At 47.6% G+C, this 12,909-nt stretch carries 12 protein-coding genes; 4 read left to right on the forward strand and 8 right to left on the reverse strand.

Translation table 11 applies throughout. The features are described 5' to 3' along the window. Nucleotides 1-223, reverse strand: a 223-nt coding sequence (locus tag EOO50_RS15290) for a protein kinase (RefSeq protein WP_290841153.1), incomplete at its 3' end; no start/stop codon positions are given. On the opposite strand from EOO50_RS15290, the gene EOO50_RS15295 reads away from it, so the two are divergent. From EOO50_RS15295 to argH, 3 genes are read left to right on the forward strand one after another with little or no spacing between them, the layout of a single operon-like run. Then, nucleotides 224-463 (forward strand): hypothetical protein, encoded by a 240-nt coding sequence (locus EOO50_RS15295; protein ID WP_290841154.1) that lies wholly within the window; start codon nucleotides 224-226, stop codon nucleotides 461-463. Between the two features lie 9 nt (nucleotides 464-472). Beyond that, on the forward strand, nucleotides 473-1,564 hold the full coding sequence (locus tag EOO50_RS15300) for a M20 family metallo-hydrolase (protein ID WP_290841155.1): 1,092 nt from the start codon (nucleotides 473-475) through the stop codon (nucleotides 1,562-1,564). Beyond that, nucleotides 1,561-2,841 (forward strand): argininosuccinate lyase, encoded by a 1,281-nt coding sequence (gene argH / locus EOO50_RS15305; protein WP_290841156.1) that lies wholly within the window; start codon nucleotides 1,561-1,563, stop codon nucleotides 2,839-2,841. Before EOO50_RS15300 ends, argH begins: the two co-directional genes overlap by 4 nt. 137 nt (nucleotides 2,842-2,978) lie before the next feature. Here argH and rodA read toward each other — a convergent pair whose 3' ends face one another. The 6 genes from rodA to purH form a co-directional block, all read right to left on the reverse strand. Then, complete coding sequence (gene rodA / locus EOO50_RS15310; RefSeq protein ID WP_290841157.1) at nucleotides 2,979-4,232, reverse strand: rod shape-determining protein RodA; 1,254 nt, start codon at nucleotides 4,230-4,232, stop codon at nucleotides 2,979-2,981. Then, nucleotides 4,232-6,157: a penicillin-binding transpeptidase domain-containing protein gene (locus EOO50_RS15315; RefSeq protein WP_290841158.1), complete on the reverse strand. Its 1,926-nt coding sequence runs from the start codon at nucleotides 6,155-6,157 to the stop codon at nucleotides 4,232-4,234. The genes rodA and EOO50_RS15315 overlap by 1 nt, the downstream gene beginning before the upstream one ends. Further along, nucleotides 6,154-6,660: a rod shape-determining protein MreD gene (locus tag EOO50_RS15320; RefSeq protein WP_290841159.1), complete on the reverse strand. Its 507-nt coding sequence runs from the start codon at nucleotides 6,658-6,660 to the stop codon at nucleotides 6,154-6,156. The genes EOO50_RS15315 and EOO50_RS15320 overlap by 4 nt, the downstream gene beginning before the upstream one ends. Next, the gene (gene mreC / locus EOO50_RS15325; protein ID WP_290841160.1) at nucleotides 6,653-7,480 is read right to left on the reverse strand and encodes a rod shape-determining protein MreC; all 828 of its coding nucleotides are present in this window, start codon (nucleotides 7,478-7,480) and stop codon (nucleotides 6,653-6,655) included. Before mreC ends, EOO50_RS15320 begins: the two co-directional genes overlap by 8 nt. A gap of 60 nt (nucleotides 7,481-7,540) precedes the next feature. Beyond that, nucleotides 7,541-8,569: a rod shape-determining protein gene (locus EOO50_RS15330; protein WP_290841161.1), complete on the reverse strand. Its 1,029-nt coding sequence runs from the start codon at nucleotides 8,567-8,569 to the stop codon at nucleotides 7,541-7,543. A 174-nt stretch (nucleotides 8,570-8,743) separates the two neighbouring features. Beyond that, nucleotides 8,744-10,270, reverse strand: a complete 1,527-nt coding sequence (gene purH / locus EOO50_RS15335; RefSeq protein WP_290841162.1) for a bifunctional phosphoribosylaminoimidazolecarboxamide formyltransferase/IMP cyclohydrolase — start codon at nucleotides 10,268-10,270, stop codon at nucleotides 8,744-8,746. Between the two features lie 279 nt (nucleotides 10,271-10,549). Between purH and EOO50_RS15340 the strand changes: the two genes are divergently transcribed. Further along, complete coding sequence (locus EOO50_RS15340; protein WP_290841163.1) at nucleotides 10,550-11,800, forward strand: ABC transporter permease; 1,251 nt, start codon at nucleotides 10,550-10,552, stop codon at nucleotides 11,798-11,800. A 211-nt stretch (nucleotides 11,801-12,011) separates the two neighbouring features. Here EOO50_RS15340 and accD read toward each other — a convergent pair whose 3' ends face one another. After that, nucleotides 12,012-12,866 carry an acetyl-CoA carboxylase, carboxyltransferase subunit beta gene (accD, locus tag EOO50_RS15345; protein WP_290841164.1) on the reverse strand — a complete coding sequence of 285 codons (855 nt, stop codon included), beginning with the start codon at nucleotides 12,864-12,866 and terminating at the stop codon, nucleotides 12,012-12,014. Nucleotides 12,867-12,909: the final 43 nt, after the last annotated feature.

Below are 12,909 nucleotides of genomic sequence, written 5' to 3' on the forward strand. Positions count from 1 at the left end.
ATTCATATAACCTGGCAATGTTGGGATGGCTGACTGAAGAATGTATAGAAGCTTCATTTTTAAATCGTTCAGCAAAAGAAGACTGGTATAACATTTTGACAGCCGCATAACGATCTAACGATTGATTGTAGGCCTTATATACTTCACCCATGCCACCCGCGCCGATCTTTTCAAGAAGACGGTAGCCGGCTACTTCAGTTGTAAATTTGCCGTCATAACTCATTTGTATTGCTTTGAAAAGAAAGGCGTCCTCGAAAATAGCGACGACGACGATTCGGTCGTGCAAGAACTTAACTTTGAACTGTATTCGCAGTTGAGGCGAAGCGCAAAAATCCATTCGGGCATGTTGCCGAAGCTTGAAAATTGTTTCCGCGCACTCCAAAATGGCGTTGAATCCGTTAAGATCGGCGATATCGATTTGCTTAAAAACGAACATTCGGGAACTCAAATCCTGCTATACTAAAACGAGATTATGCCCAAAACTATAGACCAATTAACGCGTGAAGCCCTGCAGTTGCTCAAGGATTTGATTGAAATTCCGTCTTTCTCGTCTCAGGAAGAGCAAACGGCGGCTCGCATCGAAACCTGGTTCACGACCCAAAACATTCCATTCGAGCGCGAGAACAACAACATATGGGCGCTCAACAAGTTTTATGACGATTCGAAACCTAACGTGTTGTTGAATTCCCATCACGATACGGTCAAACCGAATCAAGGCTATACGCTGAATCCGTTCGAGGCGATAGAGAAAGACGGCAAACTTTTCGGTTTGGGAAGCAACGACGCAGGTGGTTGCCTCGTATCGTTGCTGGCGACATTCGCGTGGTTTTATGAGCGCGATGATTTGCCTTACAATGTGATCGTCGTCGCGTCGGCCGAAGAAGAAAGCAGCGGCGAACACGGTTTGAACAGCGTGTTGAAACACTTGCCGAACCTCGATTGCGCGATAGTGGGCGAACCTACCGAGATGCAATTGGCCATTGCCGAAAAAGGCTTGCTAGTACTCGATGTTACGGTAAAAGGAACGCCTGGTCACGCCGCTCATCCAAACAACGACAATTCGATCTACAACAGTTTGGCGGTAATCGATTGGTTCCGAACTTTTGAATTTGAGCGCATTTCCGAAATTCTCGGACCCGTAAAAATGACGGTTACCCAAGTCAATGCAGGTTCGCAACACAACGTGGTTCCGGCCGAAACGCGTATGGTCGTAGACATACGCGTGAACGAAAAATATACGAACATTGAAATTCTCGAAGCGGTTCGCGCCAACGTCAACGCCGAGGTAATTCCGCGGTCGATGCATTTGAATCCATCGAGTATTCCAATAAATCACGAGCTCGTGCAATCGGGAATCGCGCTCGGGAGAACGACTTACGGTTCGCCGACGTTGAGCGACCAATCGGTTTTGAGTTGCCAATCGTTGAAGCTCGGGCCGGGAAGTTCGCCGCGATCACATTCGGCGGACGAGTTCATTTACGTGGACGAAATCGGCGAAGGCATCAAATTGTACATAAAAATCATCGACGGTTTTTTTGACCGTCTGAAAAGAAATAGCCTATGAAACTCTGGGAAAAAGGAATCGGCACCGATGAAAAGATAAACGCGTTTACAGTCGGTAACGACCGCGAACTCGATTTGCATTTGGCGAAATATGATGCGATCGGATCGATGGCGCACGCCAAAATGCTCGCGAAAACAAATCTGATATCTGAAGCGGAAGCTGAGGATCTGGTCACTGCGCTCGAGGAAATCCTGTTTGAAATCGAAAAAGGAAATTTTAAAATTGAGGATGATTTTGAGGATGTTCATTCGAAAATCGAATTCCTGTTGATCGAAAAATTAGGCGAAACCGGAAAGAAAATCCACACCGCACGTTCGAGAAACGACCAGGTCTTGACCGATGTGCATTTGTATTTGAAAGCCGAGTTGATCGAGATAAAGCAGTTAGTCAAAGCACTTTTCGACTTATTGTTGCGTCGCGCGAATGAAAATGAAAACGTCATGTTGCCGGGATATACGCATTTGCAGATCGCGATGCCGTCGTCTTTCGGGATGTGGTTTTCAGCCTACGCCGAAAGTTTGGTAGACGATGTCACGATGTTGAATGCGGCGCTCAAAGTCGTCGACCAGAACCCGTTGGGATCGGCGGCGGGTTACGGAAGTTCGTTTCCCATTGACCGAAGTTTCACGACACACGAAATGGGTTTTGCCGACTTGAAATACAATCCCGTCGCGGCGCAAATGAGCCGTGGAAAAAGCGAAAAAACCGCGGCGTTCGTGATGTCGTCGGTTGCGGCGACGCTGTCGAAATTTTCGATGGATGTGTGCTTGTATCTGAGCCAGAACTTCAATTTCCTGAGTTTGCCCGAAAATTTGACGACGGGTTCGAGCATCATGCCGCACAAGAAAAACCCCGATGTTTTTGAACTCATTCGCGGCAAATGCAATAGAATCCAGGCGTTGCCGTACGAAATCACATTGCTCACGAACAACTTGCCGAGCGGGTACCACAGGGATTTCCAATTGCTTAAGGAAGGGATTTTTCCCGCGGTTGAGAGTTTGAAATCGTGTTTGGAACTTGTGATCTTCGGAGTCGAAAACCTGATCGTGAATCCCGAAATCCTCGACGATAAGAAATACGATTACCTGTTCACGGTCGATGCGTTGAACGAGCTGGTTTCAAACGGAATTCCTTTCAGGACGGCCTACCAACAGGTCGCGAGCGAAATCAATGACGGGAATTTCTCATCGCCGAAAGCCACGAAACATACGCACGAAGGTAGCATCAACAATTTGTGTCTCGACAAGATCAAAGCGAAGATGAACGCCGAAATATAGTTTTGGATGACGGGATTTCTACGTAACGAAAACCGCAACCCCGATGCGAGCGGATATCCTTTTTGGCTGAACCTGCAAGGTTTGGCAAAAAGATAGGAGCGGGCAGCGGGAAGATGTTGCCCAAATCTAAAATCAAATCACCATTCGTTCACCTTGTTCGCGTCCATCTTCAGGAAAATGAACAGCAAAATGGTAAAGCCCCAAAGTCCCGAACCGCCGTAGGAAAAGAACGGCAACGGTACGCCGATGGTCGGGAAGACGCCCAATACCATCGCGATGTTCACGAAGAAGTGAATGAACAGAATTGTGGCTACGCAATACCCGTAAACCCGCGAAAATTTGGTTTTTTGCCTCTCGGCGAGGTAAATAATCCGCATGAAAAGGATCACGAAAAGGCCGAGTACGACCACGCAACCGATAAATCCCCATTCTTCTCCGACAGTCGTGAAAATGTAATCGGTGTGTTGTTCGGGCACGAAACCGCCTTTGGTCTGCGTGCCTTCGAGATAGCCTTTGCCGAACCAACCGCCAGATCCGATTGCGATCTTTGACTGGTTGATGTTGTATCCGACGCCTTTCAGGTCGACCTGTTTACCGAGCAAGATATTGAAACGGTCGCGGTGGTGTTGCTTGAAGACATTGTCGAAAACGTATCCCACGGAAAGCGTGAAAATCGTAACGCCGAGTAACATCAGCGCACTTTGGACGATGTTGCGATCGACGATCCTGCTTCGGTAATAAAAGAATACCAGGATCAATGCCGCGATGCCGATGATGACCCAGGATTCCAAAACGAGCGACAAAACGAAAACGACGATCGCGATGAATCCCGTCCACAGATACCAAGCGGGCAAACCTTCGCGGTACAGAACTAGGAAAAATGCCGAGTAGATCAATGCGCTCCCGGGATCGTGAGGCACGATCAAAATAACGGGAAGCATGATGATTCCCAAGGCTTGCAACTGTCTTGCCTGATCTTTGAGGTTGACTTGCACGTCGCTCAGGTATTTCGCCAATGCCAACGCCGTGGCGGCTTTCGCGAATTCGGCTGGCTGGAAACTTATCGGCCCGAACTGGTACCAGTTGACCTGGCCTTTGATCTCTTTCCCGAAGACGTACAATCCGGCGAGCAATAGTAATGCGAAACCGAAAATGATGACGGCGTATTTCTCATAGAATTTTCCGTCGAGCGCCAAAATCACGATGATGAGCGGAATCGAAAGACAGATGAAGATAATCTGCTTGCCGTAAATTTCACTGAAATCAAAAACCGATTCGACGCCCACGGGAGACGAGGACGAATAGATATTGAGCCAGCCCAAAAGGACGAGCGTCGCGTAAATGAAAACGCTGATCCAATCGATATGGCTTCGAATGCTTTGGTTTTTCATTAGTTCTCGGCTTCTGGATCTTCGATGGTGTCGTTTTCTTTTTTGACCGCTTCGATCGCGGGCTTGCGGATCAATAGGCTGTCGACTTTCGCTTTGCCCGTGTATTTTTCGTATTCGCCTTGCAGGCTACCTTCGAGCATTCGTTTCTCGAGGTCGGTGCGCGTGATCTTGCGTTTGATGTATTTTTCGACCATAAGTGTCGCGATCGGACCTGCCCAGCGTTTTCCCCAATAACCGTTTTCTACGAATACCGCAATCGCGATTTTTGGATTGTTCTGAGGTGCGAACGCCACGAAAATCGAGTGATCCTGAAGCTTGACGCGCTTGCCGTTTATCTTGGCGAAGTTTTCGGCCGTTCCCGTTTTTCCACACATCTGTATGCCGTCGATGCCAAGCCCGAAAGCGGTTCCGACGTTATAAACATCGGCCAATCCTGAAATCACGGGCTCGAAATACTTGCGGTCGATAGTCGTCATGTGTTTCGTCGTGAACTTCTTGTCGATCTTCTGGCCTTCGATTTTCTTGATGACGTGAGGCGTGTACCAATAACCGCGGTTCGCGACGGCGGCCATCATGTTCGCCAATTGGATCGGCGTGGTTTCGACTTCGCCCTGTCCGATGGAATTCGAAACGATCGTCGTCGCGCGGTATTGCCAATCGGGATAAATGCGTTTGTAGAGTTTGCTGTTCGGGACGCGGCCTTTTTTTCCTGTCGGCAAATCGTAGCCCATGAAATCGCCGAGACCGAAACTCTTGACGTGCTTGCTCCAAATATCGACCGCGACCGGAGTTTTCGCGTATTTGTTTATGGTTTTCATGTACACGCTCGCAAAATACGTGTTGCACGAATTGTAGATGCCGTTGTGCAGTTGGGACACGCCCGAATCGTGGCACTTCATGAAACGTCCGCGCGCATAGCTGAAACCGTGATGGCAAACGAACGATGATTGCTCGTCGATGACTTGTTCCTGCAATCCGATCAGCCCGGTTAGGATCTTGAATGGCGAACCCGGCGGGTATTGCGCCAAAAGCGGCCTGTCGAACAAAGGTTTCGCAACCGAATCGTTGTAGAGTTTGGTGAAGTTCCGTGAACGTTCGCGCCCGACCAAAAGCGCCGGATCATAAGACGGAGCCGTGACCAACGCGAGGATTTCACCCGTGCTGGGCTCGATCGCGACGATGCCGCCTCGTTTGTTGACCATGAGTTCTTCCCCGTATTTCTGGAGTTCCGAATCGATTGAAAGCGTAATGTCTTCGCCTTGCTGGGCGATCGTGTCGAATCGGCCTTCCTTATACGAACCGATCTCGCGGTTGTACTTGTCTTTTTGAATGTATTTTACGCCCTTGACACCGCGCAATTCGATCTCGTAACTTTCTTCGACGCCTTGTTTGCCGATCAAATCGCCGCTGTTATAATACGGATTCTTCTCGATAATCTTGGGACTGACCTGCGTGATGAAGCCGAATACGTTCGCGCCATAATTCACCTGATAATCGCGCAACGAACGTTTCTGGATATAAAATCCCTGGAATTTCCGAACCTTTTCCTGGAACGCGGCGTATTCGCGCTTGTTCAATTGCGGCAAAAAAACCGACGGAAGGCGAGGCGAATACACGATCGCTTTTTTCAAGCGTTCTTCGTAAAACGCCTGCGTGATGTGCAAGAGTTTGCAGAACGCGGGAACATTGATTTCCTTTATTTCCCTTGGGATAACCATGATGTCGTACGACGGCTGGTTGGCGACCATGAGTTTGCCGAATCGGTCGTAAATATAACCGCGCTCGGGATAGTCGTATTGGATCTTGATCGCGTTGTTGTCAGACTTGAGCTTTAGCGTTTCGTCGATGAGCTGCAGATAGAACAATCGGATGAGCAACAAAATCGTTGCGATGAAAATCAGCGTTGGGAGCAGTACTTTTCTCATCGCCTCGACGGTTTGAACATGTAAATCAGGATAATACAGATCACGATCGAGAAAATCGTGCTGCAGAACGTCCTGAGTAAAACGTCCCAAAACAACGTAAGTCGGAACACTTCAAGCAGGAAAAGCGTGAAATGATGGATCACGACGGCGATCAAAATGAACGAAAAGCGTTCGGGTGTCAACACATCGTCGAGTCGGACGGTTTGATATTCATAGCTCAATCCGAACGAAAACTTGAAGATAAACGGTCTCGTATACGCAAGCACCAAACACGAAGCCGCGTGCACGCCGCCTGAATTACTGAACATGTCGATCATCAACCCGAGGAAAAAACTTGTAAGCAACAACACATTGCGGTTGCCGTTCACGGGATACAACATGATGAACAAAATGTAAGGGAACGGATTGATGAACCCGAACAAGTTGAAATTGTTGAAAATGACGACCTGTGCCGCAAGCAGCAAAATAAAACGGGCGATATTCAAAAGCACCGTGCTATTCATTCGGTTTCGTGGTTTCTTCGAGTTTCAGGATTTCTTCGCGGTCTTTGCTCTTGATGATGTACACGTAACCTAAATTGGTCATGTCGTTGAACAATTTTATGTCGAGCGTGTAATATCGCGTTTCGTTGTCGGTGTAAATCTTGGAAATGGTTCCGATGTTCACGTTCGGCGGGAAAATCACCGATTGGTTACCCGTTACGATCGTATCGCCTTTTCGTACCGACGCCAATCTCGGAATGTCGATCAACTGTACGAATCCCGTGTTTTTACCGTTCCAGACAAGCGTTCCAAAGTGATCCGATTTCTTGATTCTCGCATTGATCTGTGAATCAGTATTCAAGATGCTCACGACGGTCGCGTAATTCTTGGACGTCTTGTCGACGATCCCGACGATTCCCTGACTGTTCACGACGCCCATATCTTCCTGCACGCCGGCCGCCGAGCCGCTGTTGATCGTAAGGAAGTTCTGATGGACCGTGTAGGAATTGTGGATGACTTTCGCCACGATAACGTCGATTTTGCGAACGCCGTGAATCGTGTCGACGACGGGCGCTTTTGCCGTGTCTTTCTCGTTGAAGATCATGCGGCGCAGATCGGCGTTCTCTTTCGCGAGCGCGTCGTTCTGGGATTTGAGGTGGAAATATTCCTCGACGTTGTTCATCTGCGCATATACGCCGCCGGTCAGGAAATTCGCCGACGAGATGACTTTGCTCTTGTGGAACGAATGCGCCTGTATCGTCAAAACTAACGAAATCCCTAAAAGCAGCAAAAACAGCAACTTATGGCTGTTTTTAAAGATATAGTTAAAGATTTGCTGCATCTGCCGATCAACTGTTTAAGCAATTTTCCACACGGGCGTTTTTAGCCGTCGCGAAAACTATTATTTTATGAGAATGCTTCGGAACTTCGGGATATTCTTGAGTGCCATTCCGGTACCGCGAACAACAGCACGAAGCGGATCTTCGGCGATATAAACGGGAAGATCGGTCTTCAACGAGATACGTTTGTCCAGACCGCGCAACATCGAACCTCCGCCCGCGAGATAGATTCCCGTGTTGTAGATATCGGCGGCGAGTTCCGGTGGCGTTTGTGAAAGCGTTTCCATGACGGCGTCTTCGATACGTTGGATCGATTTGTCCAAAGCCTTTGCGATTTCTCGGTAAGAAACGTCGACCTGTTTCGGTTTTCCCGTGAGCAAATCACGACCTTGAACCGACATATCATCGGGTGGCGTCTCGAGTTCTTCGATGGCCGCTCCGATGGTGATTTTAATTTTTTCTGCTGTACTTTCCCCGACGAAAAGGTTGTGCTGGGTTCTCATGTAATACACGATGTCGTTCGTGAACACGTCGCCCGCGATCTTGACCGACTTGTCGCACACAATTCCGCCCAAAGCGATAACCGCGATCTCGGTCGTTCCACCGCCGATGTCGACGATCATGTTTCCTTTCGGTTGCATGATGTCGATTCCGATACCGATAGCCGCAGCCATTGGTTCGTGGATCAAGTATACTTCTTTACCGTTTACGCGTTCGCAACTTTCCTTTACCGCGCGCATCTCAACCTCGGTAATCCCTGACGGAATGCAGACAACCAGACGTAGAGCCGGAGTAAACATGCGTTTTTTGAGCGCGGGGATGCTTTTGATGAACATTTGAAGCATCTTCTCGGAAGCGTCAAAATCAGCGATAACACCATCTTTCAACGGGCGTATGGTCTTTATGTTTTCGTGCGTTTTCCCCTGCATCATGTTGGCCTCTTTCCCGACGGCAATTATTTTGCCCGAAACGCGGTCCCTGGCAACGATTGACGGGCTGTCGATCACAACTTTATCGTTATGTATGATGAGCGTATTCGCGGTACCAAGGTCTATTGCGATATCCTCGGTCATGAAATCAAAAAATCCCATACTGTAAAGAGGGTTTTTAAAAGTTAAAAGTAATGTGCAAAGGTAATTATTTATAGCGATAAACGAACCGCTAATTTTTTGTTTTGAATTTTAAATCATAAATTTTAAACGATGCCGTAATCAGGCGCTTGAGGCCATTTAAAATTCAAATTTCAAAACTCAAAACAACTAACATCAGTGTTTAAAATGACGCGTTCCCGTGAACACCATCGCCATGTCATTTTCATTGCAATAATTGATGCTCAATTCGTCCTTGATCGATCCGCCGGGTTGGATTACTGCCGATACTCCGGCGTTCTTCGCAATCTCGACGCAATCAGGGAACGGGAAAAATGCATCGCTCGCCATAACCGATCCGTTCAAATCAAACCCGAAAGAATTCGCTTTTTCAATCGCCTGGCGCAACGCATCCACACGTGATGTCTGTCCTGTGCCCGAAGCGATCAAAGCGCCGTTCTTAGCCAATACGATGGTGTTGGATTTTGTATTCTTGCAGATTTTGGAAGCGAAAAGCAAATCCTCGACTTCCTGGCTGGTTGGGGCTGTATTGGTAACGGTTCTCAGGCTGTCTTTATTGTCCGTCAAATTATTTCTATCCTGGACCAGAACGCCGTTCAACGCAGTTCTTACCTGAGACTGCGGAAGTTCGACTTCGTGCTGTATTAAAATGATCCTATTTTTCTTTTCTGAAAGTATCGCGATGGCTTCTTGGGAGAATTCAGGAGCGATCACGACCTCGCAAAACAACGAGTTGATTTCGTTTGCCGTATCGGCGTCGATTTTCCCGTTCGCGATCAAGACGCCTCCGAACGCCGATGTCGGATCGCCCGCCAATGCCGTCAAATACGCTTCTTTCATCGTCGCGCGAGTCGCCAAGCCGCAAGCGTTGTTGTGCTTCAAAATAGCGAACGTCGGGTCGTTGTCCTTGAATTCGAGGATAAGATTCACGGCAGCGTCGACATCGAGAAGGTTGTTGTACGATAATTCCTTTCCGTGTTTCTTGGTGAACATCGCATCGAAATCCCCAAAGAAATAACCTTTCTGATGCGGATTTTCTCCATAACGCAACACTTGGCCGTTCGAGTACGATTGTTTGAAGAACGTATCGTCGGTGTTGAAGTAATTAAAAATAGCCGCGTCGTAGTGAGAGGAAACGTGGAATGCCTTTGTCGCGAATTTCTTCCGGTCTTCCAAAGTCGTCTCACCGTTTTTCTCATTGAGCAAATCAAGGAACTCCGAATATTGGTCCATCGACGGAATGATCACCGTATCCTTGAAATTCTTCGCCGCCGCACGAATCAAAGAAATGCCGCCGATGTCGATTTTCTCGATCGTATCGGCTTCCGACGCGCCCGAAGCCACGGTTTTCTCAAACGGATACAAATCCACGATCACCAAATCAATTTGCGGGATGTCGTATTCAAGCATTTGTTTCACGTCGCCTTCGTGGTACTGACGGTTCAGGATTCCGCCGAAGATTTTCGGGTGTAAAGTCTTTACGCGTCCGCCAAGGATTGATGGATACGACGTGACATCTTCAACAGCAACGACCGGAATGCCCAGGTTTTTAAGGAATTCCTCGGTTCCGCCAGTCGAATAGAAAGTGACGCCTTGCTTGTGGAGTTTTTGGACGATCGGCTCCAATCCGTCTTTTGAAAATACTGAAACTAACGCTGATTTGATGGTCTTGTTCGTGCTCATTTTAGAAGTTGTGTTTGAAGGTGCAAAAGTACTTTTTTATTTTAGATTTTGGATTTACGGAATTCAGATTTACAGATTCATGGAAATATAAGATAATCAGGTCATAAGACAGATTTTCGAATGCTTTTAAAGCCTGAAAACCCAAGATCGGATAGGCAAAATCTGTCAATCTGAATTGTGTCAATCTAAATTCTATAAATCCAACATCTGTAAATCTGTAAATCTTATTAGGTTTTCGCGCCAAAAATCAGCAATTTTACCAAACATAAAATCACGATTATGGTCGTCTACCTGCGGCTGCTTAAGGAAAGTTTTAGTTTCGCGATGAACGCGCTGCGCAACAATAAATTGCGTACGCTGTTGTCGCTTTTGGGCGTTACCATTGGAATTTTCTCAATCATCGCGGTACTTACGGCGGTCGATTCGCTCGACAGGAAAATCAAGAAGGATTTGAGCTCGCTTGACAAGAACACGATTTACTTGCTCAAGGAACCGTTCGGCCCGTCAGACATTCCGAGTTGGAAACGCGACCAGTTCCCGAACGTCACCTACGACGAATACCAATATCTCAAGACATCACTCAATAGTATAGACGACGCGGCTTACCAGCTTTTCGTCGGGCCCGAATCGGTCAAATATGAAAAAAATACAGTGAGCAGCGTGAATGTCGTTCCCGTTTCGTACGAGTTTACCGACATTCAGGCGCAGGAGTTCGCATCTGGCCGATTCTATAATGAAAGCGAATCGAATTCAGGAAAGGCGGTCGCCGTCATCGGGCATGAAATCGCAAATGGATTGTTCGGCGATATCGATCCGATCGACAAGCAAATTAGATTGTACGGCCAAAAATTCACCATAATCGGCGTTTTGCCCAAGCAAGGTTCGGGCATGTTCGGAAACAGCAACGATACGTCGGTGATCATTCCCGTGAATTTCATCCGAAACAAATTCGGTGACAACAACGACTTCATGACGCCGATCATCATCATCAAGCCGACCGAAAATGTCGACATGGACGAACTCAAAGCTGAAATTTCCCAAAAACTGAGCAGTTATCGCGGCCTCAAGACGGGCGACATCGATAACTTCTTCATCAACGTTTTGTCGGGTCTGACCAATATGATCGACTCGTTCATCGGGATATTGAATATGGGCGGCTGGATCATCAGCGGATTCTCACTTCTTGTAGGCGGATTCGGGATCGCGAACATCATGTTCGTGTCGGTAAAGGAACGCACGAATCTCATCGGAATCCAAAAATCCCTGGGTGCGAAAAACCGTTTCATATTGTATCAATTTTTGTTCGAGGCCGTAATCCTTTCGTTCATCGGCGGGCTCGTGGGATTGCTCATGGTCTGGGGAATCGCGGCGCTCATGACGAACTTGCTTGACTTCGAATTCGTGCTCGGGCTTGGAAACATCGTACTTGGCGCAGGATTGTCGGCGGTAATCGGTTTGATTTCGGGAATCGTTCCTGCGATTTCGGCTTCGAGATTGGATCCGGTCGAGGCGATCCGGACGGGGATGTGATTTTTGGTTTAGGGTTCAGGGTGCAAGGTTCAGGAAATCGTTAGCCGAATGAATTGGGTAAAAAGAAGAATGTGTTTTAAAATAGTCGGTGCGACATCCGACATCAATTTCATATAAATAAGAAAAGCTGCAAGTATCAAATCTTGCAGCTTTTCTTATTTCATTCGGTTATCGAGTCAAAACCCGGAGCCTCGTGCCCTGAACCCTGAACCTATCTTATCGGCTGATCCAAAATCAAATCAATAAACAAATTGATCTTGTTCTTCAATTCCTTTCTGGGCGTAATAAAATCCAAAAATCCGTGCTCGAGGACGAATTCGGCCGTTTGGAAACCTTCAGGCAAATCTTTACCTGTGGTATCTTTCACGACGCGCGGTCCCGCGAATCCGATCAATGCGCCGGGTTCTGAGATGTTGATGTCGCCAAGCATCGCGTACGAAGCCGTCGTTCCTCCGGTTGTCGGATCGGTGCAAAGTGAAATGTACGGGATTTTCGCATCGGCCAATTGTGCGAGTTTAGCCGATGTCTTGGCCAACTGCATCAATGAATATGCGGCTTCCATCATACGTGCGCCACCTGATTTCGAGATCATCACGAACGGAATCTTGTTCTTGATCGAATGGTCGATGCCACGTGCGATTTTTTCCCCGACGACAGCACCCATCGAACCTCCGATAAACGCAAAATCCATACAGCAAACCACGAGATCATTCCCCTTTGATTTACCTACGGCTGTGCGAACGGCGTCCTTGAGTTTCGTTTTTTCCTGGGCGTCTTTCAAACGGTCGGAATATTTTTTGGTGTCGACAAAGTGCAACGTGTCTTTCGAGGTCATGTTCTTGTCAAGTTCCTTGAACTCGTTGTCGTCAAACAAGATCTCGAAATATTCCTTGCTTCCGATGCGTACGTGGAAACCATCTTCAGGACTTACGTAAAGATTGCGCGCAAGTTCTTCAGAATCGATGATTTTTCCGGTCGGCGACTTGTACCAAAGACCTTTTGGGACATCCTTTTTGTCTTCGGTCGCGGTTTGTATTCCTTTTTCTGTTCTTTTAAACCAAGCCATATTCTTAGTTATGAGTTATGAGATTTGAGTTATGAGTCTTTGT

The sequence above is a fragment of the Flavobacterium sp. genome (genome assembly GCF_004211145.1).
In the GTDB taxonomy this organism is placed as follows: domain Bacteria; phylum Bacteroidota; class Bacteroidia; order Flavobacteriales; family Flavobacteriaceae; genus Flavobacterium.

Excerpts from the sequence above, each read along its gene's own strand:
- EOO50_RS15300 (WP_290841155.1), top strand. The coding sequence starts at position 473 with ATGCCCAAAACTATAGACCAATTAACGCGTGAAGCCCTGCAGTTGCTC.
- argH (WP_290841156.1), top strand. The coding sequence starts at position 1,561 with ATGAAACTCTGGGAAAAAGGAATCGGCACCGATGAAAAGATAAACGCG.
- rodA (WP_290841157.1), bottom strand. The coding sequence starts at position 4,232 with ATGAAAAACCAAAGCATTCGAAGCCATATCGATTGGATCAGCGTTTTC.
- EOO50_RS15315 (WP_290841158.1), bottom strand. The coding sequence starts at position 6,157 with ATGAGAAAAGTACTGCTCCCAACGCTGATTTTCATCGCAACGATTTTG.
- EOO50_RS15320 (WP_290841159.1), bottom strand. The coding sequence starts at position 6,660 with ATGAATAGCACGGTGCTTTTGAATATCGCCCGTTTTATTTTGCTGCTT.
- mreC (WP_290841160.1), bottom strand. The coding sequence starts at position 7,480 with ATGCAGCAAATCTTTAACTATATCTTTAAAAACAGCCATAAGTTGCTG.
- EOO50_RS15330 (WP_290841161.1), bottom strand. The coding sequence starts at position 8,569 with ATGGGATTTTTTGATTTCATGACCGAGGATATCGCAATAGACCTTGGT.
- purH (WP_290841162.1), bottom strand. The coding sequence starts at position 10,270 with ATGAGCACGAACAAGACCATCAAATCAGCGTTAGTTTCAGTATTTTCA.
- EOO50_RS15340 (WP_290841163.1), top strand. The coding sequence starts at position 10,550 with ATGGTCGTCTACCTGCGGCTGCTTAAGGAAAGTTTTAGTTTCGCGATG.
- accD (WP_290841164.1), bottom strand. The coding sequence starts at position 12,866 with ATGGCTTGGTTTAAAAGAACAGAAAAAGGAATACAAACCGCGACCGAA.